Here is a 21,844-nt window from a genome sequence, read left to right as displayed (position 1 = left end):
CCTTTTTTTGCACTTTTCCACACCAATCACCTGTAATACAAGCATTTGACACTTATCGACAGAAAACTGATTATACCTTGTTTTCTTTGTTTTTTACCACATTTCATGCCGGTTATCTCCGGTACGGAATACAACAATGCCTTATATATAATACCGCAAAGCTTCATACATAATATCGCTATACCTGTTTCTTTTCCTCGTTTTGCAATTGGCAACCGAAGAGCCCGCAGTTGGCAACCGTACGGCCCGCAACCGGCAACCGGAGAGCCCGCAATTACAAAACGAGGTTTTGGTACATATACAAAGACAAAACGCATAAGAGAATATCCTGTTTAAAGCTATTGACGGCCTTATTTCTCCCGTTACTTTCCGAAGACGAGAACAGGAAAAATTAAGAATTCGCTCAGAAACAACAAGATAATGTTATGGAAATAAGTTACTTTCTCATACCGGATATTTGGCACAATACTTTGTATTTCCAAAACAATAAACTACTTTTGCAGCAACCCCTTGAACTATCCTTATGAAAAAAAATCCAGTCTTCTTAATGATTTGCCTATTGTTATCCCTTCCTTTTAAGGCTACAGAAATGAAGCAGTATGCTTTCCAGCAAATCATCAATATCCAAAACGGCTTATCTTCCTCCGTACGATGCCTGACCGTGAGCCATGAAAAAGGATATGTGTGGGTAGGTACACGCACCGGCATAGGACGTTTTGACGGATACGAACTGAAAAAATACCTCCACGACAATATAACCCATCTGTTTGAAGATAACGAAAACAAAATCTGGGCTGTTACCGCCAAAGGCCTGTATTACTACAATGAATCGGATGATAATTTCCTGCAAGCGAAAGACAAAGAACAGCATCCACTTTCTGCCGCCTCTATCTGTCCATGGACAGACGGAGTTTTATTTGGCGGATACGGAAAGATTTATAAATACAACTATGCTGACCGGCAAACGGAACTGCTTTGCTCCCTGCAACCCGACAATCACTATAATATCACTACCTTGCGAAAATGGGACAAACACACACTGCTTGCCATAAACCGTTGGAAAAACGCATTACTGATTGACATACGGACAGGAAAGACACAACCCGCTCCCTTCAAAAGTGATGAGCTGACGGACTGCTTCATAGACTCTAAAGGCAATGTATGGACTGCCCCATACCACCAAGGCGTAAAATGCTACGATCGCAACGGAAAGCTTTTACATGCTTACCACACGATGAATTCGTCCATGAAAACCAACGTTGTACTATCCATTACGGAATGCGACGGACACATCTGGATAGGAACCGACGGTTACGGAATCTTCATATTAAATCCTGAAAACGGAGAAATGGTGTCATTGGAACATGTGCCGGGAAACCGTAACTCGTTACCGACAAACTCCATTCTCTGCCTATACAAGGATTTCAATAACAACATATGGGCAGGCAGCGTATGGGGTGGATTGATAAACATCAAGGAAACGGGTATGACAACCTATTCGGAGGCTTTACCCGGAATAGAATATGGCCTCAGCGGTCAAGTCGTATTAAGCATCTATCAGGACGAAGAACAAAAAATATGGATAGGCACGGACGGAGGCGGCATCAACAAGTTTAATCCCGATACCCGGAAATTCAATCATATACTACCGACATGGGGCGATAAAGTATCTTCAATAACCGGCATAGACAAAAGGCGACTGTTAATTTCATTATTCAGCAAAGGCATATTCTTTTTCGATAAGGAAACAGAGGAATATCAACCGCTGATTATAGTCAATGACAGTATCAACACATTACTATGCCAACGGGGGAAAAATGTCAATGTACTCCAAAATACACCGGAAACCGTATTATTGCTTTCCGAATCTCCATATAGCTATCATTTGACAAAGAAGAAATTCACTCCAATCGTCTCCGTTGGAAAAACAGCTATAGACGGTGTAATACAGCCGGTGTGCAATGACAGCACCCGCAGTTTCCTGCACGATCTCAAACATATATACCGATTGGACAGCCTTAACCGGCTTCTACCCATCCACACCTGCTACGAAGACACTGTATTCAACTCTATTTCCCTCGATGAAAACGGACTCTTTTGGATAGGAAGCAACCACGGTTTAAGTTATTACTCTACCATAAGCAATAAGCGGACCTGTATCTCCAATGAATTAATCGACGAAATCAGCGCATTGATTTGTGACAAGCGGGGAAAAGTGTGGCTTGGAACCGAAGGCAAATTATTTGCTCATCTTATTGAAAAAAAAGAATTTATCCTTTACGGAGAGTCCGACGGCATCGTACTTAACGAATATTTGGAAAAGCCGCGACTACTATCCACGCAAGGAGATATTTATATGGGCGGCATCAACGGATTACTTCACATCAACAGGCAACTGCCCCAAGAGGAAAACAGTGATCCCGTTTTAAACTTGGCGGATGTATGGGTGGGTGGAGAACGAATGAATAACAATATCACCCACAGGCATCTGGAAGTCATAGAGTCAAACAAGCCTATATCTATCAAAATCATAGCCGGCAACAAGGATATCTTTCGAAAGCCGATGTTCCGTTTTACCGTACATGGACCGGACGGACAAATATCTTATTCCTACAAACCGGAACTGACATTGAACAACTTACCTATAGGAACATATCGAATATCGGCCTCATGCAGCACCCGAAGCGGAAGCTGGACCGGCGATTATCAGATATTAGAACTGTCGGTATCGCCGCCCTGGTACAAGTCGGGCTGGTTTAAGGCATGCTGCTTGGCATTGATTCTTTCTCTTGCAACGGGTATTATCTATTCGTTGTTGCGCCGCAATGCAAACAAACTGAAATGGGCAATGAAAGAGCATGAACAACAAGTGTATGAAGAAAAAGTCCGCTTTCTTATAAATATCAATCACGAACTGCGCACACCTTTGACCCTGATACACGCCCCCTTAAAGCAATTATTGGAATCGCTCACTTCCGACGATTGTAAATATGAAACCATACAAAACATTTGCAAACAGTCCGACCGTATGAAGAAGTTATTAAACATGGTCTTGGACGTACGTAAAATGGAAGTAAAACAAAGTACACTAAACATTGAAAAAGTAGCGTTGAACGACTGGATAGAACAACTTATTGCAGATTTCAAACCGGAAGCAAGGAACAGAAACATCGACATCCGGTACCGGACCGACACGGCGATTGACAGTTTGTGTTTTGACAAAGAAAAATGTACAACCATACTAACCAATCTTTTAATCAATTCTCTTAAATACAGTCCCGACAATAGCCGGATTATGGTTTCTGCCGACTTATCGGATGATAAGAAGTGCGTACGAATCTCTGTTTCCGATCAAGGAATCGGTTTAAAGGAAGTAGACATAAACAGCTTGTTTACCCGTTTTTATCAAGGTAACAACAGTCGTCCCGGAACCGGTATCGGGTTGTCCTATTCCAAAATTCTTGCCGAGCAGCACGGTGGAAGCATAGGAGCTTATGACCACCAAGAATTTCCAGGAGCCACTTTCTGGTTTGAAATACCCCGTAATATCCAGTCCGGAGAAATCACGCTGCAACCTCACCCTTACCTCAACGAATTATTGGCTCCCACCCAAGAAGTGGAAAGTATTCCTGATGCCGGTGACAATCAGGAAAACACCAAAGAACATACGCTACTCATTGTAGATGACAATGTCGATTTGACCGACTATTTGCACAACACTCTAAAAAACAAATTCAAGAAGATATGGCTGGCTTTCAATGGTGAAGAAGCCTTGCACACCTGCCGGAAATACCAGCCCGACATTGTGGTGAGCGACATTCAGATGCCGCGAATGAACGGGTATGAACTGTGTAAACATATCAAAGAAGAACTTGAAATCAGTCATATCCCCGTCATATTACTTACAGCACGCAACGATGATGAGAGCCAACTCTTCGGATACAAGAACGGGGCGGATGCCTACCTCACCAAGCCTTTTGAAGTGAATATGCTTCACGGCGTGATACGCAGCCAATTAAAGAACCGTGAACGGATACGCGCGCGTTACACCGAAACAGGCTCATTGCCTGAGCCGAAAGAAAGCACTTTCAGCTCTGCGGATGAAGATTTCTTACACAAGCTAAATAAGTTAATATCAAACAACCTGGACAATGCTCAAATGGGAATACCGTTCCTCTACCAGGAACTGGGAGTCAGCCGCGCTTCACTCTATAACAAGTTGAAAGCCCTTACAGGCATGGGAGCCAATGATTATATCACTAAACTACGCATCGAGCGGGCTATTTTTCTGCTCACCAACAGCAAACTTAGCATTAATGAAATCTCCGAACAGACAGGATTCTCCACATCAAGATATTTCAGTACGGTATTCAAACAATATACAGGATATTCACCCACACAATACAAAGAAAAGCACTCATAAATACCCTATTTTTCTCCGTTGGAACGGCAGTTATAGAATGCAATTACAGCAGATAACTGCGCCAGTTCCCCACCAAACAAACAACATAACACATTGTTCATTTTCAATAGAATAAGTAATCAACAAGCTGTTGAAAACTTCTAAATAAGATTTTAGTTAAAACATTGTGGGGAATTGTGGGGAAATGTGTACTTTTACCGTCGCTTATTATAATAAGGTGAAAAATGATACGCTTTTTAGGCAATATTGAAGCAAAGACGGATACAAAGGGACGTGTATTTATCCCTGCCGGCTTTCGGAAACAGTTGCAGGCTGCTTCCGAAGAGAGACTCGTATTGCGTAAAGATGTATTTCAGGACTGCCTGATACTCTACCCCGAAAGCGTCTGGTTTAAAACGCAAAACCAACTCCGGCAGCGGCTGAACAAATGGAATGCGAAACACCAACAAATTTTCCGACAGTTTGTAAGCGATGCGGAAATCATGATTCCCGACGGGAACGGACGCATCCTGCTGCCTAAACGCTACTTGCAAATGGCAGGCATACAAAGTGAGGTACGCTTTATCGGCGTGGACAACACCATCGAAATATGGGCGAAAGAAAAGGCTGAACAGCCTTTCATGGACCCGGAAGAATTCAGCGAAGCGCTGCAAGATATTTTAGGAGAGGAAAACCTGGGAGAGGAAGAAGCAGAGACAAGCGATAAGAGCGTAGAGTAATAGAACGATTGTAATGAAAGAAAAATGAAAGAAGAAACAACATATCATATTCCGGTACTGTTGATGCCAAGCGTTGACGGAATGAATATCCGTCCGGACGGAACGTATGTAGACGTGACATTCGGAGGCGGCGGCCATTCCCGCGAGATACTCTCCCGCCTGGGAGACGGTGGAAGACTGCTTGGTTTCGACCAGGATGAAGATGCCGAACGGAACATCGTAAACGATCCGCACTTCACTTTTGTACGCAGCAACTTCCGGTATCTGCATAACTTCCTGCGTTATCATGGCATCGAGCAGGTAGATGCCGTACTCGCCGACCTCGGTGTGTCGTCACATCATTTCGACGATAGCGAACGGGGGTTCTCGTTCCGTTTTGACGGCGCCCTCGATATGCGGATGAACAAGCGTGCCGGACTCACAGCCGCCGACATCGTAAATACATACGATGAAGAACGCCTTGCCGACATTTTCTATTTGTATGGAGAATTGAAGAACAGTCGCAAGCTGGCATCCGTTATTGTCAAGGCACGTGCCGTTCAAAAGATTGGCACCATCGGGGAATTTCTGGAAATTATCAAGCCCCTCTTCGGACGTGAAAGGGAAAAGAAAGAGCTTGCCAAAGTGTTTCAGGCGTTGCGCATCGAAGTCAACCGGGAAATGGAAGCATTGAAAGAGATGTTATATGCAGCCACGGAAGCATTAAAGCCGGGTGGACGGCTGGTGGTAATCACCTATCATTCGCTGGAAGACCGCATGGTGAAAAACATCATGAAGACCGGCAACATAGAGGGCAAGGCGGAAAAAGACTTCTTCGGAAACGTACAGACGCCTTTCCGTCTGGTAAACAATAAAGTGATTGTTCCTGATAACGATGAAATAGAACGCAACCCGCGCTCGCGAAGCGCCAAGCTGAGGATTGCGGAAAAACTGTAAGAATGAGGGAAGCGATAAGGCTGTAAAGAGATAGAACGATGAATGAAACAAATAATAAACAAGAGGAGCAAAAAGGCGAAAAGGTGAAAAGACGGACTTCGCTAAAGAACATTATAGGCGGTGATATTCTGGCTACGGACTTTTTCCGCCGTCAGACGAAGCTGCTTGTCCTCATCATGGTTCTTATTCTGTTCTATATCCATAACCGTTACGCCTGCCAGCAGCAGATGATAGAGATAGACAAGCTCAAGAAAGAACTGATAGATATAAAATACGATGCCCTGACACGCAGTTCCGAACTGATGGAACGGAGCCGTCAATCGCGTATCGAGGAATACATCGCAACGAAAGAGAGCGATTTGCAGACTTCGACCAATCCGCCATACTTAATCAAATAAGTACGGATAATGGTAAGCAAACCGATAAACAAGTAAACTGTAATATAGTATAATAGTAAATCGAAACAACCTTGGCAGTAAACAAGAAAAATATAATGACCCGCTACTTCTTCGTAGTCCTCGTCATGGGACTGATAGGAGTAGCTATTATCGTAAAAGGTACTGTCATCATGTTTGCCGAACGTCAGTACTGGCAAGATGTTGCCGACCGCTTTGTAAAGGAGAATGTTACGGTGAAGCCCAACCGCGGCAATATCCTTTCATCGGACGGCAAATTAATGGCGAGCTCCCTACCGGAGTACCGTATTTACATGGACTTCAAAGCAGGTGGAGAGAAGAAAGACACCATGCTTATGAATCATCTGGGAGAAATCTGCGAAGGATTGCACCGGATATTCCCCGATAAAAGTGCCGCCGAATTTAAAAGACATCTGTTAAAGGGACGCAAAAGGGGTAGCCGCAACTACCTGATTTACCCGAAACGTATCTCCTATATCCAATATAAGGAAGCCAAAAGACTGCCGGTGTTCAACTTGAACAAATACAAAGGCGGTTTCCACGAACAGACTTACAACCAGCGTAAAAAGCCCTTCGGCTCTTTGGCCGCCCGTACATTGGGCGACCTCTATGCCGATACAGCGCAAGGAGCCAAAAACGGTATCGAACTTGCCTTTGATACGCTGCTGAAAGGACGTGACGGTATCACCCATCGCCAGAAGGTGATGAACAAATACCTGAACATAGTGGACATTGCTCCCGTAGACGGTTGCGACATCATTTCCACCATCGACGTGGGTATGCAGGATATTTGCGAGAAAGCACTGATAGACAAGCTGAAAGAGATAAACGCCAGTGTGGGTGTTGCCGTATTGATGGAAGTACAGACCGGAGAAGTAAAAGCCATTGTCAACATGATGAAAGCGGGCGACGGCAACTATTACGAAATGCGTAATAACGCCATCAGCGATATGCTGGAGCCGGGTTCCACATTCAAGACAGCCTCTATCATGGTAGCCCTTGAAGACGGAAAGATTACTCCTCATACGGAAGTCGACACAGGCAACGGCATCATGATGATGCACGGCCGCCCGATGAAAGACCATAACTGGCATCGGGGCGGATATGGCAAGATTGATGTGACACGTATTCTGGAAGTATCATCCAATATCGGCGTCTCATATCTTATCGACAAGCACTACAGCGACAATCCGCAGAAGTTCGTAGACGGATTGAAGCGTATCGGTATAGACCGCCCGCTCCACCTGCAAATAGCCGGAGAGGGCAAACCTAACATCCGCGGTCCGAAAGAACGGTATTTTGCCAAGACCACGTTACCCTGGATGAGTATAGGATATGAAACGCAGGTACCGCCACTGAACATACTGACTTTCTATAATGCCATTGCCAACAACGGTACAATGGTGCGCCCTAAATTCGTAAAAGCGGCAGTGAAAGACGGTGAGGTTGTCCGTGACTTTCCTACGGAAGTTATCAATCCGAAGATTTGCTCGGACAATACGCTGACACAGATACGGGAGATTCTGCGCAAAGTAGTTGCCGAAGGTTTGGCCAAACCCGCCGGAAGCAAACAGTTTGCCGTAGCCGGCAAGACGGGTACGGCGCAGATTTCGCAAGGTGCCGCCGGTTATAAGGCGGGGCGGGTGAATTATCTCGTCAGTTTCTGCGGATACTTCCCGGCAGAGGCTCCCAAATACAGTTGCATCGTTTCCATACAGAAGCCGGGACTTCCGGCATCGGGCGGCTTGATGGCGGGTAGCGTATTCAACAAGATTGCAGAAAGGGTATATGCCAAGAATCTGCGGTTCGATATACGCAGTGCGATAGACAGCACCACCAATGTAATTCCTGCGGTAAAAGCCGGAGAGATGAACGAGGCATTATGCGTGCTCAACACATTGGATGTTCCGGTGCAGAAACAGTTTGAGGTAGAAAACGAGAGAGAGTTGTGGGGACACAGCCAGGCTGCCCCGTCCGCCGTTATCCTGCAAAATCAGAAAGTTTCCGACGGCATAGTTCCCAGCGTAGTGGGCATGGGGGCCAAGGATGCTGTTTATCTGCTGGAAAGCAAAGGACTTAGAGTACGCCTCAACGGCATCGGCAAGGTAAGAAACCAGTCCATCGCAGGCGGAAGCCGATTGATAAAAGGACAGACAATAGCCTTGACATTACGTTAATATAAGAATATACATTATTATATAATAAGGAATGAAATTAAGCGAACTATTAAAAGCGATACAACCGGTACAAATTATCGGCAGTACGGAGAAAGATATAACAGGAGTGAATATCGACTCCCGTTTAGTTGCGGCCGGACATTTGTTTATGGCAATGCGCGGTACGCAGACCGACGGTCACGCATATATCCCTACCGCCATTGAAAAAGGCGCTATAGCCGTACTGTGCGAAGACATGCCGGAAGAAACAAATCCTGATGTTACATATATCCAAGTAAAAGACAGCGAGAATGCGGTGGGTAAGGTTGCCACCACTTTCTACGGTGATCCCACTTCCAAAATGGAGCTGGTGGGCGTAACCGGCACTAATGGCAAAACAACCATTGCCACCTTATTATATAATACATTCCGTTATTTCGGATATAAAGTCGGACTGATTTCCACGGTATGCAACTACATTGACGACCGGCCCGTGCCGACCGAGCATACCACCCCCGACCCGATTACCCTTAACCGCCTGCTGGGTGAGATGGCAGACTCCGGATGCAAATACGCATTCATGGAAGTCAGCTCCCACTCTATCGCACAACAGCGTATCAGCGGTTTGAAGTTTGCCGGTGGCATCTTCACCAATCTTACGCGCGACCACCTGGATTATCACAAGACTGTCGAAAACTACCTCAAAGCAAAAAAGAAGTTCTTCGACGACATGCCCAAGAACGCGTTCAGCCTGACCAATCTGGACGACAAGAACGGGCTGGTCATGACCCAGAACACACGTTCGCGCGTATATACGTATTCATTGAGAAGCCTCAGCGATTTCAAGGGAAAAGTATTGGAGTCTCATTTTGAAGGCATGCTGCTCGACTTTAACAACCATGAACTGGCCGTACGCTTTATCGGCAAGTTCAATGCTTCCAACCTTCTTGCCGTATTCGGCGCAGCCGTACTGTTGGGAAAGAAAGAAGAAGATGTGCTCGTTGCCCTCAGCACTTTGCACCCTGTAGCAGGCAGATTCGACTCTATCCGCTCTCCGAAGGGCATTACCGCCATTGTGGATTATGCCCATACTCCGGATGCGTTGGTGAATGTGCTGAATGCCATCCACGGCGTACTGGAAGGCAAAGGCAAAGTGATTACCGTAGTCGGCGCAGGCGGCAACCGTGATAAAGGGAAACGTCCTATCATGGCTAAAGAGTCCGCCCGTTTGAGCGACCGTGTCATCATCACTTCCGACAATCCCCGCTTTGAAGAGCCGCAAGACATCATCAACGATATGCTGGCAGGGTTGGATAAGGACGATTTGCAGAAGACAATCAGTATCGCCGATAGAAAAGAAGCCATAAAGACCGCCTGCATGCTGGCGCAACCGGGAGATGTCATTCTCGTAGCCGGCAAAGGACATGAAAATTATCAGGAGATAAAAGGAGTGAAGCATCATTTCGATGACAAAGAAGAACTAAAGGCGATAATGTTTTAAAGTGATAAAGTAAGAAATTATGTTATACTACTTATTCCAATGGTTAGATAAATACGACTTCCCCGGTGCGGGTATGTTCGGCTATACATCTTTCAGGGCATTGATGGCTATCATCCTGGCATTGCTCATTTCGAGCATCTGGGGTGACAAGTTCATCGACCTGCTGAAACGCAAACAGATTACCGAAACGCAACGGGATGCCAACATCGACCCGTTCGGCGTAAACAAGGTGGGCGTACCGAGCATGGGCGGAGTTATCATTATCTTTGCCATTCTGATTCCCTGCCTGTTGCTGGGCAAGCTGAATAATATCTATATGATTCTGATGCTTATCACCACTGTGTGGTTAGGTTCATTAGGATTTGCCGACGATTACATCAAGATATTCAAGAAAGACAAGGAAGGCCTGCACGGTAAGTTCAAGATTATCGGCCAGGTAGGCTTGGGACTCATTGTAGGGCTTACCCTGTATCTCAGTCCGCAGGTCGTTATCCGTGAAAACATCGAGGTAGAGAGACCGGGACAAGGCATCGAGGTAGTGCATGCCGCCAAAGAAATCAAGGCTACACAGACTACCATCCCTTTCTTCAAGAGCAACAACCTTGACTATGCCGACCTCGTGTCTTTCATGGGAGAACACGCACAAACGGCGGGCTGGATACTGTTCGTACTCGTCACCATATTCGTAGTAACCGCCGTTTCCAACGGCGCCAACCTGAATGACGGCATGGACGGCATGGCAGCGGGCAACTCCGCCATTATCGGTCTGACACTGGGCATACTGGCATACGTATCCAGCCATATCGAATATGCCGGTTATCTGAACATCATGTACATACCGGGTTCGGAAGAGCTGGTAATCTTTATCTGCGCTTTCATCGGTGCACTTATCGGCTTCCTCTGGTACAACGCCTACCCGGCACAGGTATTCATGGGCGATACAGGCAGTCTGACCATCGGCGGCATCATTGCCGTATACGCCATTATCATCCATAAAGAGCTGCTGATACCTATCCTATGCGGCATATTCCTTGTAGAGAACCTGTCGGTAATTCTGCAACGGGTCTACTACAAAGCCGGCAAACGGAAAGGGGTTAAACAGCGTCTCTTCAAACGGACGCCGATACACGACCACTTCCGCACCGGCATGAACCTGATAGAGCCCGGTTGCAAAGTGGTATTTACCCAACCGGCACAATTGTTCCATGAATCGAAAATTACCGTCCGCTTCTGGATCGTAACCATTGTACTGGCAGCAATAACAATTATAACGTTAAAGATAAGATAACAACCCAATGAAGAATTATGAATGAAAAATGAAGAGTTACCGATACAGCGCATCACAATATGCAGCCGGATTCTTCATTCATCATTCTCCATTCTTAATTATAATAGTATATGAGTAGAATTGTAGTTTTAGGAGCAGGCGAAAGCGGCGCGGGAGCTGCCGTACTTGCCAAGGTGAAAGGTTTCGACACGTTCGTATCCGACATGTCTGCCATTAAAGACAAATACAAGGAACTGCTGAACAAGCATGGCATTGCCTGGGAGGAAGGACAGCACACGGAAGAGCTGATACTGAATGCCGATGAAGTGGTAAAAAGTCCCGGCATCCCCAACGACGCTCCGCTGATTCTGAAATTGAAAGAAAAAGGCATCTCCATCATCTCCGAGATAGAGTTCGCCGGACGTTATACAAACGCCAAAATGATTTGCATCACCGGTTCTAACGGCAAGACTACCACCACCTCGCTCATTTACCACATCTTCAAGAGTGCGGGACTGAATGTAGGGCTGGCAGGCAACATCGGCAACAGCCTTGCCTTGCAGGTGGCCATGGAGAAGCACGACTATTATGTTATCGAACTCAGCTCCTTCCAACTGGACAATATGTATAAGTTCCGCGCCAATATCGCCGTTCTGATGAACATTACCCCTGACCATCTGGACAGATACGATCACTGCATGCAGAAGTATGTGGATGCCAAATTCCGCATCACGCAAAACCAGACTCCGGAAGATGCTTTCATCTACTGGAACGACGACCCCATCATCCGCAGAGAGCTGGAAAAGCACGGCTTAAAAGCCCATCCCTATCCTTTCGCCGCCGTAAAGGAAGACGGCGCCATTGCTTATGTGGAAGACGGTGAAGTGGAAATCAACGAACCGATTGCTTTCAACATGGAGCAGGAAGAACTTGCCCTGCGAGGAACCCACAACCTGTATAACTCATTGGCTGCCGGCATTTCCGCCAACCTTGCAGGTATCCGCAAAGAAGATATCCGCAAAGCCTTGTCCGACTTCAAAGGTGTAGAACACCGTCTGGAAAAGGTAGCGACCGTACGCGGCGTCCAATTCATCAACGATTCCAAGGCAACCAATGTCAATTCCTGCTGGTACGCCCTGCAAAGCATGACAACCAAAACCGTGCTTATTCTCGGCGGCAAAGACAAGGGGAATGACTATACCGAAATAGAGGATTTGGTACGTAGCAAATGCTCCGCGCTGGTCTACCTGGGACTGCACAATGAAAAGCTGCACGGCTTTTTCGACCGCCTCGGTCTGCCGGTGGCCGATGTGCAGACCGGCATGAAAGACGCGGTAGACGCCGCTTTCAAATTAGCCCGGAAAGGCGAAACAGTATTATTGAGTCCCTGTTGCGCTTCCTTCGACCTCTTCAAGAGCTATGAAGACCGGGGCGACCAATTCAAGAAATACGTAAGAGAGTTATAAATGGATTTATTAAAAAGCATATTCAAAGGAGACAAAGTAATCTGGATTATTTTCCTCTTCCTCTGCCTCATCTCCATTACAGAGGTGTTCAGTGCTGCCAGTACGCTTACCTATAAGAGCGGCGACCATTGGGGGCCCATCACCCAGCACAGCATTATCCTGATGGTAGGCGCTGTGATTGTGGTCCTCATGCACAACATCCCCTACAAATGGTTTCAGGTATTCCCTGTCTTCCTGTTGCCGGCTTCCGCAATACTGCTGATACTGGTCATGATGATGGAACGTATCAACGGGGCGGCGCGCTGGATGACGTTCATGGGCATACAGTTCCAGCCCTCGGAGATAGCCAAAATGGCGGTTATCATAGTCACGGCTTTCATCCTGTCCAAAGGGCAGGATGAGGACGGCGCCAACCCGAAGGCTTTCAAGCGGATTATGATAATAACCGGAGTTATCTGCCTGCTCATTGCTCCGGAGAACTTATCCACGGCGGCATTGCTGTTCGGGGTAGTCTTTCTGATGATGTTCATAGGGCGTGTCTCTGCAAAACGACTGTTGATGCTGACCGGCAGCCTGGCATCGGTAGGCATTGTTGCCGTAACTTTCCTGCTGATGACAAAGAACAGCGACATACCTTTCCTGCACCGGTTCGACACGTGGCGTGCCCGTATCGAGAAGTTTACGAGTGACGAGGTAGTGCCTGCCGCAAAATTCGATATAGACAAAGACGCCCAGATAGCCCACGCACGTATCGCCGTCGCCACCAGCAATGTCATCGGCAAGGGACCGGGCAACTCCGTACAGCGTGACTTCCTGAGCCAGGCATTCTCCGACTTCATCTTTGCCATTATCATCGAGGAACTCGGACTGGTAGGAGGAGTCATAGTCGTATTCCTCTACATCTGTCTGTTGATACGTGTAGGACGTATCGCAAAGAAATGCGACCGCACCTTCCCCGCCTTCCTCATCATCGGCATAGCCCTGCTGCTGGTGTCGCAGGCCATCTTCAACATGATGGTGGCCGTGGGACTGGCTCCCGTAACCGGGCAACCGCTGCCGCTTATCAGCAAAGGAGGTACTTCGACGTTGATAAACTGTGCCTATATCGGCATGATACTGAGTGTGAGCCGGTACACCGCCAAGCTGGAAGAACAGAGAGCGCACGATGCCCAAATCACCATGCAGGTGGAAACCGGCAACGGAAACGAAAGCACTTACAGCGAAGCGCAAAGCGCTGCCGAGCCGACAGCCAAGATGCTGAACAGCGATGCCGAATTTGAATAAGATTAATTATCAGTAGTAGCAAGTAGATAAACTCATATATGGAAACAAAGAACAACAAACCGCGCATTATCATCAGCGGTGGCGGCACGGGCGGACACATTTTCCCGGCCGTATCCATTGCCAACGCGATTAAGGAATTGCGTCCTGATGCGGAAATCCTGTTCGTAGGTGCAGAAGGACGCATGGAAATGCAGCGTGTACCCGATGCCGGCTACAAGATTATCGGCCTGCCCGTGGCGGGCTTCGACCGCAGGCACTTGTGGAAGAACTTTGCCGTATTGGTGAAACTGGCACGCAGCCAATGGAAAGCGCGCAGCATCATCAAGCAATTCCGTCCGCAGGTGGCAGTAGGCGTGGGCGGCTATGCCAGCGGCCCTACCCTGAAAACGGCGGGAATGATGGGAGTGCCTACCCTGATACAAGAGCAGAACTCCTATGCAGGTGTCACCAACAAGCTGCTTGCCAAGAAAGCCTGCAAGATATGCGTTGCCTACGAAGGCATGGAAAAGTTCTTCCCTGCAGAGAAGATTATCATGACCGGCAACCCCGTCCGCCAGAACTTGCTCGGACATGCCGTTGCGCACGAAGAAGCCGTAAGCTACTTCAGCCTGAACCCGTCCAAAAAGACCATCCTGATACTGGGCGGCAGCCTCGGGGCACGCACCATTAACCGCACCCTGACCGCCGGCCTTGACGTCATCCGGCAGAACCCCGACATACAGTTCATCTGGCAGACCGGCAGAATATACATCGACCAGGTAAGGGACGCCATCACCGCGGCAACCGGTGAAGCCGTACACCACCCGCACATCAATGCCATACCCAACCTGTATGTGACGGATTTCATCAAAGACATGGCGAAGGCCTATGCGGCTGCCGATTTGGTAATCTCCCGTGCCGGCGCCGGCTCCATTTCGGAATTCTGCCTGCTTCACAAGCCTGTAATCCTTGTCCCCTCGCCCAATGTGGCAGAAGACCACCAGACCAAGAACGCACTGGCGCTCGTCGATAAAGACGCCGCCATCTACGTAAAGGACGCGGAAGCCGAAGAGAAACTCCTGCCCGCAGCACTGGATACGGTAAAAGACAGTGATAAACTGAAAGAATTGAGCAACAACATCGCCCGATTGGCATTGCCCGACTCGGCAACCGTCATCGCCAAAGAGGTGCTGAAACTTATTAAATGACAAGTACATGAATATAGAAACCATAAAATCCGTTTATTTCGTCGGTGCCGGCGGCATCGGCATGAGCGCACTGATACGCTATTTTCTATCCAAAGGCAAGTTCGTGGCGGGATATGACCGTACGCCAAGCGAACTGACCGGGCATCTCATTGCAGAAGGTGCACAAATACATTATGAGGAAAACACCGGTCTCATCCCTGAAAATTGCAAGGACAAGGAAAGCACACTGGTGGTGTACACCCCTGCCATTCCTCAGGAGCATGCCGAACTGGCCTATTTCCGGGAGAATGGTTTCGAGATACATAAACGTTCCCAGGTATTGGGCACGATTACCCGCAGCAGCAAAGGACTCTGCGTTGCCGGTACGCATGGCAAGACCACCACAAGTACAATGGCGGCGCATCTCTTCCACCAGTCGCATGTGGGCTGCACGGCTTTTCTCGGAGGCATCTCCAAGAACTACGGAACAAACCTGCTCTTATCTCCGGCCAGTCCGTACACCGTAATCGAAGCCGACGAGTTCGACCGTTCGTTCCACTGGCTTTCTCCCTATATGAGCGTTATCACCTCTACCGACCCCGACCATTTGGACATATACGGTACGCGCGAGGCTTATCTTGAAAGCTTCCGCCACTATACCACCCTTATCCAACCGGGAGGGGCACTGATTATCCGGAAGGGGCTTGCCTTGCAGCCGGATGTACAGCCGGGCGTAAGAACTTATACCTACTCCCGCGACGAAGGAGACTTCCATGCCGAGAACATCCGCATCGGAAACGGTGAAATCGTCATCGACTTCATTGCTCCGGACACCCGCATCAACGATATCCGGCTCGGTGTACCTATCGGCATCAACATAGAGAACGGCGTGGCAGCCATGGCGCTTGCACACCTGAACGGGGTCACCGATGAGGAAATCAGACAGGGAATGGCCAGTTTCCGCGGCGTAGACCGCCGTTTCGACTTCAAGATAAAGACGGACAGACTCGTATTCCTCAGCGACTACGCCCATCATCCCGCCGAAATCGCGCAAAGCGTGAAGTCTATCCGCGAACTTTACCGGGACAAGAAGATAACGGCTATCTTCCAACCCCATCTCTATACCCGTACCAGAGACTTCTACAAAGACTTTGCAGACAGCCTCTCGCTACTGGACGAAGTGATTCTGACAGAGATATACCCTGCCCGCGAACAACCCATTCCCGGTGTCAGCAGCCAACTCATATACGACAACCTGCGCCCGGGCATCGAAAAGTGCATATGCAGGAAGGAAGACATTCCCGACCTGCTCTCGAAGAAACCGGTTGAAGTGCTGATAGTGCTGGGAGCCGGAGACCTGGACAACTATGTACCTTCCATAGCCCGGCTGCTCGAACAGCGCAGCAAAGCGTAAACCGTAAAACAGTAAACAGCAAATAAGCCTATGATTAAAAGGATTCTACTTTCTATCGTCCTGTTGCTCGTCCTTGCCTACCTGATAGTGGCCGTTACCGCTTTCAACCGGAAGCCGGCGGGTCAAGTGTGCCGTGATGTGGAGCTGGTTATCAAAGACACGGTATATGCCGGCTTCATCACGAAAAAGGAAGTAGCCGCCATGCTGGAAAAGAAAGGCGTCAGTCCCATAGGCAAGCACTTGGACCGTATCCGCACCAAAACGTTGGAGCAGGCGCTCTCCAAGCATCCGCTCATCGACGAAGTGGAATGTTACAAGACGCCGAGCGGCAAACTCTGTATCGAAGTAACCCAGCGCATCCCTATCCTGAGGATAATGAGCGCCAACGGCGAGAACTACTATCTGGACAATAAGGGCACGGTAATGCCGCCCGATGCAAAGTGCGTTGCGCACCGTGCCATTGTGACCGGAAACGTAGAAAAGTCGTTTGCCATGAGGGATTTATATAAGTTTGGTGTATTTTTGCAAAAGAATTCGTTCTGGAACGCGCAAATCGAGCAGATTCATGTATTGCCCGACAAAAACATAGAGCTGGTACCGCGCGTAGGCGACCATGTCATCTACCTCGGTAAGCTGGACGACTTCGAACGGAAACTGAAACGGGTAAAGGTATTCTACGAAAAAGGATTGAACAAGGTAGGCTGGAACAAATATTCCCGTATCAGTGTTGAGTTTGGTAACCAGATTATCTGCACGAAAAGAGAATAGTTACCGCGCAGCAAATAGTAGACAGTAAATAGTAAAATAGTAAATAAAACAGTTATGGCAACAACAGATTTCATCGCCGCTATTGAGTTGAGTTCTTCCAAGATTTCCGGTATCGCAGGAAAGAAGAACAGTGACGGAAGCATTCAGGTGTTGGCCTATGCACGCGAAGATGCGTCCTCGTTTATCCACAAGGGGGTCATCTACAACATCGACAAGACAGCACAGGCATTGACTTCCATCACCAACAAGCTGGAAAACCAGCTCAACAACTCCATTGCCAAAGTATATGTAGGCATCGGCGGACAGTCATTGCGCACAGTAAAAAACGCGGTGAGTCGTACACTGGACGAAGAAGGCATCATCTCGCAAGAGCTGGTAGACTCTATCTGTGACGAGAACCTTGAAGTGCCGTTGGCAGACATGAGTGTACTGGATGTGGCCCCCCAAGAATACAAGATAGACAATACCCTGCAAGCCGACCCGGTGGGCGTGGCAGGCCAGCACATCACAGGACAGTTCCTCAACATCGTGGCACGCGCCTCACTCAAGAAGAACCTGGAACACAGCTTCGAGCAGGCAAAGGTAGAGATAGCCGACCTGCTTATCGCTCCGATAGCGTTGGCAAATGCCGTTTTAACGGAAAACGAGATGCGTTCGGGCTGTGCACTGGTAGACTTCGGCGCCGATACCACCACCATTTCGGTCTACAAGAACAATATTCTCCGCTACCTGAGCGTATTGCCGCTAGGTGGCAACACCATTACTCGTGACATCACGTCCCTGCAGATGGAAGAGCAGGATGCCGAAAAGCTGAAACTGCAATACGGCAACGCCCTCTACGAGGAAGAGGAAGAGAGCGAGACACCCGCCGTATGTGCACTGGAAGACGGACGCGCCATTGAGCTGGCCACGCTGAACAACATCATCGGAGCACGCTCCGAAGAAATCCTTGCCAACGTATGGAACCAGTTGCAGCTCTCCGGTTATGAGGATAAGCTATTCTCCGGAGTCGTATTCACCGGAGGCGGAGCAAACCTGAAGAATATTGAGGAAGCCTTCCGCAAACAAAGCAAAATAGAGAAAGTAAAGACGATGCGCTTCGTGCATGACACCGTTCACGGATTCAGTGACGTACTGACCAAGGACGGTATGCAGAATACCTTGCTCGGCCTTCTTGCCGCAGGCAACGAAAACTGCTGCCTGCAGGAGGTGAAACCGATCCTTGAAAAGCCCAACGACCCGAATGACACACAAACTGTCATCGGATTTGATACAGGCAAAGATACGGTCAAAGAAGCCCCCAAGAAGCCCGAACCTTCCAAACCCACGTCGGGCACCAAAACCGGTACAGGTACGAAGAAACCCGGCAATACAAGACCAAAACCAAACAGGTTTTGGGGGCTCTTCGATAAAATTCAGGAAGAAATTCTAGGAGATGGAGAGAAAATGTAACATAAGTTTTAACAACAGAATAAACTATTACTCATGGACGATATAGCACAATTCGATTTTCCGACCGATTCACCGAAAATCATCAAAGTTATCGGTGTAGGTGGCGGTGGCGGTAATGCCGTAAACCACATGTACCGGGAAGGCATACATGATGTCGCTTTCGTTGTCTGCAACACCGACCGCAAAGCATTGGAAGAATCTCCGGTTCCAGTTAAACTGCAACTGGGGCACGAAGGATTAGGAGCCGGGAACCGCCCTGCGAAAGCGAAAGAAGCGACCGAAGAAAGCATAAACGAAGTGCAAGGGATGTTGAACGATGGTACGAAAATGGTCTTCATCACTGCCGGTATGGGTGGTGGTACAGGTACCGGTGCAGCTCCTACCATTGCCCGGATTGCCAAAGAAATGGACATACTGACTGTTGGTATCGTTACTATTCCTTTCCGTTGGGAAGGAGACAAGAAGATAGACCAAGCATTAGACGGTGTGGAAGAAATCAGCAAACACGTAGATGCGTTGCTTGTCATCAACAATGAAAAGCTGGGTGAAATCTATCCAGACCTCTCCGTAACCAGCGCATTTGCCAAAGCAAACGACACCTTGCTGATTGCAGCCAAGAGCATTGCTGAAATCATCACTATGCGAGGCATCATCAACCTCGACTTCAACGATGTAAAAACAGTCATGAAAGATGGTGGGGTAGCTATTATGAGTACCGGTTACGGCGAAGGCGAAAGCCGAGTCAGCGAAGCCATCAAGAATGCACAACATTCTCCGTTGCTGAACAATAACGACATCTTCAACTCTAAGAAAGTACTGCTTAATATCTCCTACAGTCCCGACCATGAACTGATGATGAGCGAAATGGATGAAGTAAAAGACTTTATGAACCGCTTCAACCGCGACTTCGAAACCAAATTTGGTATGGCGGAAGACCCGGAACTGGAGCAAAAAGTCAAGATTACCCTGCTTGCCACCGGCTTCGGCATCCAGGACATCCACATGAAAGAGATGGACGACCGCATCACCCAGCGTACCGCAGAAGAGCAGAAGCGCCTTGCCGAATTGGAGGAAGAGGAAGAGCAAAGACGCTCACGCCGCGAAACCTATTACGGAAAGGATGCCAACACCAAGTATCAGCGCCTGCGCCGCCGGCATATCTATATCTTCAACCCCGAAGACCTGGACAACGCCGACATCATCAGCATGGTGGAGAACTCCCCTACCTACCAGCGCGACAAGAGTACCCTGGCGGCAATCAAGGTCAAGGCGGAAGAAGCCGGCATACTCGCCACCGAAGAAGCGCAGGAAGCGGAAAGCGGCGGCAACGGCATAATCACTTTCTAAACCGACTGTCGTTCCGGACTTCAGCCGGAAACAGTACATTGTAAACAGTAAAACAATAAAGAACAATATGGATTTATTTGAAAGAGTCAGCGAAGACATTAAAAACGCAATGAGAGCCAAAGACAAAGTAGCTTTGGAAACCCTGAGAAACATCAAGAAAGTATTCCTCGAAGCCAAGACCGCTCCGGGAGCCAATGATACCCTGACCGATGCCGATGCCCTGAAAATCATTCAGAAGCTGACAAAGCAAGGCAAGGACGCCGCCGAAATCTACGTGCAGCAAGGCCGCCAGGACCTTGCCGATGCAGAACTGGCGCAAGTAAAGGTTATGGAAGCATACCTGCCCAAGCAGATGTCTCCCGAAGAACTGGAAGCTGCCTTGAAGGAAATCATCGCCGAAACAGGCGCTACCAGCGGTAAGGATATGGGCAAGGTAATGGGCGTAGCCAGCAAGAAACTTGCCGGGCTTGCCGAAGGACGTGCCATCTCGGCCAAAGTAAAGGAATTGCTGGGATAAGCGTTCTGCCCAACCCAATACGTACAGAGCCGTACTTCAAGCTCCCCTCCGGTTGGAGAGCAGTTTGAAGTACGGCTTTTTATTGTTTTCATGCCTATGACACGCCCGTTTCCCCCGGAAGAAACGCCCGTTCCCTTTCATAGAAACGAGAATTTCCCTTTAAGGAAACTGAAATTTCCCTTAAGGGAAACGCGCGTTTCTCTACAGGAAACTCCAGGAAACACGTAAGGAAACGGAATGCCCTTTGAAACGGAGCTCAATCAAACAACTCTTTCAAGACTTCCAAAGACTTTAGTACGGGAAAATCCGGCAGATGCAAACGGTAATACTCGTTCATAATCGTCAGACAACGGGCACGCTCCATGCGGCTCATGGCAAAGAGATGCATTGTTTCGTAGTTCATGCGCATCAACCTTGTGAGACGTGCCGCCTCTTCCGGCGCTATATAGTCGGAATGCAATTGCGGACGCAACGGGGTAAAGCAGGCATTCTGCAAATCAAAATAATCGCCGCCGTGATAATCTTCCAAGTTCGGATACAATCCGAGAAAACGCGACAAACGCATCAAAAAGACCAGATGAAAATTGGCAAAGCCACTGCCGCATTCATCCAACCAGACAATGGAATGCTGCAAATAAGCGAATAAAGGACGGTTTTCCGCCTCCTCGCGCAGCGCACGATATAAGAATTCGGACAGAAACAAAGCGATGGCAGATTTATAAGGGTCGTAAGGAATCGAAGTAAAAGGATAGAAAGACTTTGCCTCTTTCACCTTATATATAGAAGTATTCGGACGGAAATCCGCTTCCAGCTCTACCAAAGACAGAGGTTGGAACAGTACCGACTTCACCGCAGCCTTGCGCGAACGGGACACCGGAACCAGGAAAGAAGCCCGTCCGGACACCTCGGTATAGATGTCTACAATAATAGAAGTATCCTTATACTTCAAAGAATGCAATACGATTCCTTGCGTTTTCTGTAACATTTCCGTCCTTTAATCAAGTTTCAATCC

Annotated in this window: 16 protein-coding genes; 15 read left to right on the top strand and 1 reads right to left on the bottom strand. The window is 48.2% G+C overall.

The features are described 5' to 3' along the window. Positions 1-523 precede the first annotated feature (523 nt). From NQ565_RS04220 to NQ565_RS04150, 15 genes are all read left to right on the top strand, one after another. Positions 524-4,423: a hybrid sensor histidine kinase/response regulator transcription factor gene (locus NQ565_RS04220; protein ID WP_005656106.1), complete on the top strand. Its 3,900-nt coding sequence runs from the start codon at positions 524-526 to the stop codon at positions 4,421-4,423. 224 nt (positions 4,424-4,647) lie between these two features. Continuing rightward, a complete protein-coding gene (gene mraZ / locus NQ565_RS04215) occupies positions 4,648-5,142 on the top strand; it encodes a division/cell wall cluster transcriptional repressor MraZ (RefSeq protein WP_005656104.1) in 495 nt (164 codons plus the stop codon). Positions 5,143-5,166: 24 nt separating this feature from the next. Continuing rightward, the gene (gene rsmH, locus NQ565_RS04210; protein ID WP_005656103.1) at positions 5,167-6,078 is read left to right on the top strand and encodes a 16S rRNA (cytosine(1402)-N(4))-methyltransferase RsmH; all 912 of its coding nucleotides are present in this window, start codon (positions 5,167-5,169) and stop codon (positions 6,076-6,078) included. A gap of 38 nt (positions 6,079-6,116) precedes the next feature. After that, positions 6,117-6,476: an FtsL-like putative cell division protein gene (locus NQ565_RS04205; RefSeq protein ID WP_005656102.1), complete on the top strand. Its 360-nt coding sequence runs from the start codon at positions 6,117-6,119 to the stop codon at positions 6,474-6,476. A 95-nt stretch (positions 6,477-6,571) separates the two neighbouring features. After that, positions 6,572-8,671, top strand: a complete 2,100-nt coding sequence (locus tag NQ565_RS04200; RefSeq protein ID WP_005656100.1) for a penicillin-binding protein — start codon at positions 6,572-6,574, stop codon at positions 8,669-8,671. 31 nt (positions 8,672-8,702) lie between these two features. Further along, complete coding sequence (locus tag NQ565_RS04195) at positions 8,703-10,151, top strand: UDP-N-acetylmuramoyl-L-alanyl-D-glutamate--2,6-diaminopimelate ligase (RefSeq protein WP_005656099.1); 1,449 nt, start codon at positions 8,703-8,705, stop codon at positions 10,149-10,151. 19 nt (positions 10,152-10,170) lie between these two features. Continuing rightward, positions 10,171-11,439, top strand: coding sequence for a phospho-N-acetylmuramoyl-pentapeptide-transferase (gene mraY, locus NQ565_RS04190; RefSeq protein WP_005656098.1), 1,269 nt, complete (start codon positions 10,171-10,173; stop codon positions 11,437-11,439). 110 nt (positions 11,440-11,549) lie between these two features. Next, positions 11,550-12,884 (top strand): UDP-N-acetylmuramoyl-L-alanine--D-glutamate ligase, encoded by a 1,335-nt coding sequence (gene murD / locus NQ565_RS04185; RefSeq protein ID WP_005656096.1) that lies wholly within the window; start codon positions 11,550-11,552, stop codon positions 12,882-12,884. Then, positions 12,885-14,168 carry an FtsW/RodA/SpoVE family cell cycle protein gene (locus NQ565_RS04180; RefSeq protein WP_005656095.1) on the top strand — a complete coding sequence of 428 codons (1,284 nt, stop codon included), beginning with the start codon at positions 12,885-12,887 and terminating at the stop codon, positions 14,166-14,168. It begins immediately after the preceding gene. 38 nt (positions 14,169-14,206) lie between these two features. Continuing rightward, positions 14,207-15,355: an undecaprenyldiphospho-muramoylpentapeptide beta-N-acetylglucosaminyltransferase gene (gene murG, locus NQ565_RS04175; RefSeq protein ID WP_005656093.1), complete on the top strand. Its 1,149-nt coding sequence runs from the start codon at positions 14,207-14,209 to the stop codon at positions 15,353-15,355. 7 nt (positions 15,356-15,362) lie between these two features. Further along, on the top strand, positions 15,363-16,748 hold the full coding sequence (locus tag NQ565_RS04170; protein ID WP_005656092.1) for a UDP-N-acetylmuramate--L-alanine ligase: 1,386 nt from the start codon (positions 15,363-15,365) through the stop codon (positions 16,746-16,748). Positions 16,749-16,778: 30 nt separating this feature from the next. Continuing rightward, positions 16,779-17,516, top strand: a complete 738-nt coding sequence (locus NQ565_RS04165; protein ID WP_005656090.1) for a cell division protein FtsQ/DivIB — start codon at positions 16,779-16,781, stop codon at positions 17,514-17,516. A gap of 54 nt (positions 17,517-17,570) precedes the next feature. Next, positions 17,571-18,968 (top strand): cell division protein FtsA, encoded by a 1,398-nt coding sequence (gene ftsA / locus NQ565_RS04160; RefSeq protein ID WP_005656088.1) that lies wholly within the window; start codon positions 17,571-17,573, stop codon positions 18,966-18,968. 33 nt (positions 18,969-19,001) lie between these two features. Then, positions 19,002-20,315: a cell division protein FtsZ gene (ftsZ, locus tag NQ565_RS04155; RefSeq protein ID WP_005656087.1), complete on the top strand. Its 1,314-nt coding sequence runs from the start codon at positions 19,002-19,004 to the stop codon at positions 20,313-20,315. Between the two features lie 67 nt (positions 20,316-20,382). After that, a complete protein-coding gene (locus tag NQ565_RS04150; protein ID WP_005656086.1) occupies positions 20,383-20,832 on the top strand; it encodes a GatB/YqeY domain-containing protein in 450 nt (149 codons plus the stop codon). Between the two features lie 256 nt (positions 20,833-21,088). On the opposite strand, the gene recO is transcribed toward NQ565_RS04150, so the two are convergent. Then, positions 21,089-21,817, bottom strand: a complete 729-nt coding sequence (recO, locus tag NQ565_RS04145; RefSeq protein ID WP_005656084.1) for a DNA repair protein RecO — start codon at positions 21,815-21,817, stop codon at positions 21,089-21,091. Between the last annotated feature and the right edge of the window lie 27 nt (positions 21,818-21,844).

Origin of the sequence: Bacteroides stercoris ATCC 43183 (assembly GCF_025147325.1) — a bacterium.
GTDB lineage: Bacteria > Bacteroidota > Bacteroidia > Bacteroidales > Bacteroidaceae > Bacteroides > Bacteroides stercoris.
Note: the sequence above shows the minus strand (reverse complement) of the source record. Positions and strands in the feature narration are given on the sequence as shown.

Excerpts from the sequence above, each read along its gene's own strand:
- murD (WP_005656096.1), top strand. The coding sequence starts at position 11,550 with ATGAGTAGAATTGTAGTTTTAGGAGCAGGCGAAAGCGGCGCGGGAGCT.
- rsmH (WP_005656103.1), top strand. The coding sequence starts at position 5,167 with ATGAAAGAAGAAACAACATATCATATTCCGGTACTGTTGATGCCAAGC.
- NQ565_RS04180 (WP_005656095.1), top strand. The coding sequence starts at position 12,885 with ATGGATTTATTAAAAAGCATATTCAAAGGAGACAAAGTAATCTGGATT.
- mraZ (WP_005656104.1), top strand. The coding sequence starts at position 4,648 with ATGATACGCTTTTTAGGCAATATTGAAGCAAAGACGGATACAAAGGGA.
- murG (WP_005656093.1), top strand. The coding sequence starts at position 14,207 with ATGGAAACAAAGAACAACAAACCGCGCATTATCATCAGCGGTGGCGGC.
- NQ565_RS04165 (WP_005656090.1), top strand. The coding sequence starts at position 16,779 with ATGATTAAAAGGATTCTACTTTCTATCGTCCTGTTGCTCGTCCTTGCC.
- NQ565_RS04200 (WP_005656100.1), top strand. The coding sequence starts at position 6,572 with ATGACCCGCTACTTCTTCGTAGTCCTCGTCATGGGACTGATAGGAGTA.
- NQ565_RS04205 (WP_005656102.1), top strand. The coding sequence starts at position 6,117 with ATGAATGAAACAAATAATAAACAAGAGGAGCAAAAAGGCGAAAAGGTG.
- mraY (WP_005656098.1), top strand. The coding sequence starts at position 10,171 with ATGTTATACTACTTATTCCAATGGTTAGATAAATACGACTTCCCCGGT.
- NQ565_RS04220 (WP_005656106.1), top strand. The coding sequence starts at position 524 with ATGAAAAAAAATCCAGTCTTCTTAATGATTTGCCTATTGTTATCCCTT.
- NQ565_RS04195 (WP_005656099.1), top strand. The coding sequence starts at position 8,703 with ATGAAATTAAGCGAACTATTAAAAGCGATACAACCGGTACAAATTATC.
- recO (WP_005656084.1), bottom strand. The coding sequence starts at position 21,817 with ATGTTACAGAAAACGCAAGGAATCGTATTGCATTCTTTGAAGTATAAG.
- NQ565_RS04170 (WP_005656092.1), top strand. The coding sequence starts at position 15,363 with ATGAATATAGAAACCATAAAATCCGTTTATTTCGTCGGTGCCGGCGGC.
- NQ565_RS04150 (WP_005656086.1), top strand. The coding sequence starts at position 20,383 with ATGGATTTATTTGAAAGAGTCAGCGAAGACATTAAAAACGCAATGAGA.
- ftsA (WP_005656088.1), top strand. The coding sequence starts at position 17,571 with ATGGCAACAACAGATTTCATCGCCGCTATTGAGTTGAGTTCTTCCAAG.
- ftsZ (WP_005656087.1), top strand. The coding sequence starts at position 19,002 with ATGGACGATATAGCACAATTCGATTTTCCGACCGATTCACCGAAAATC.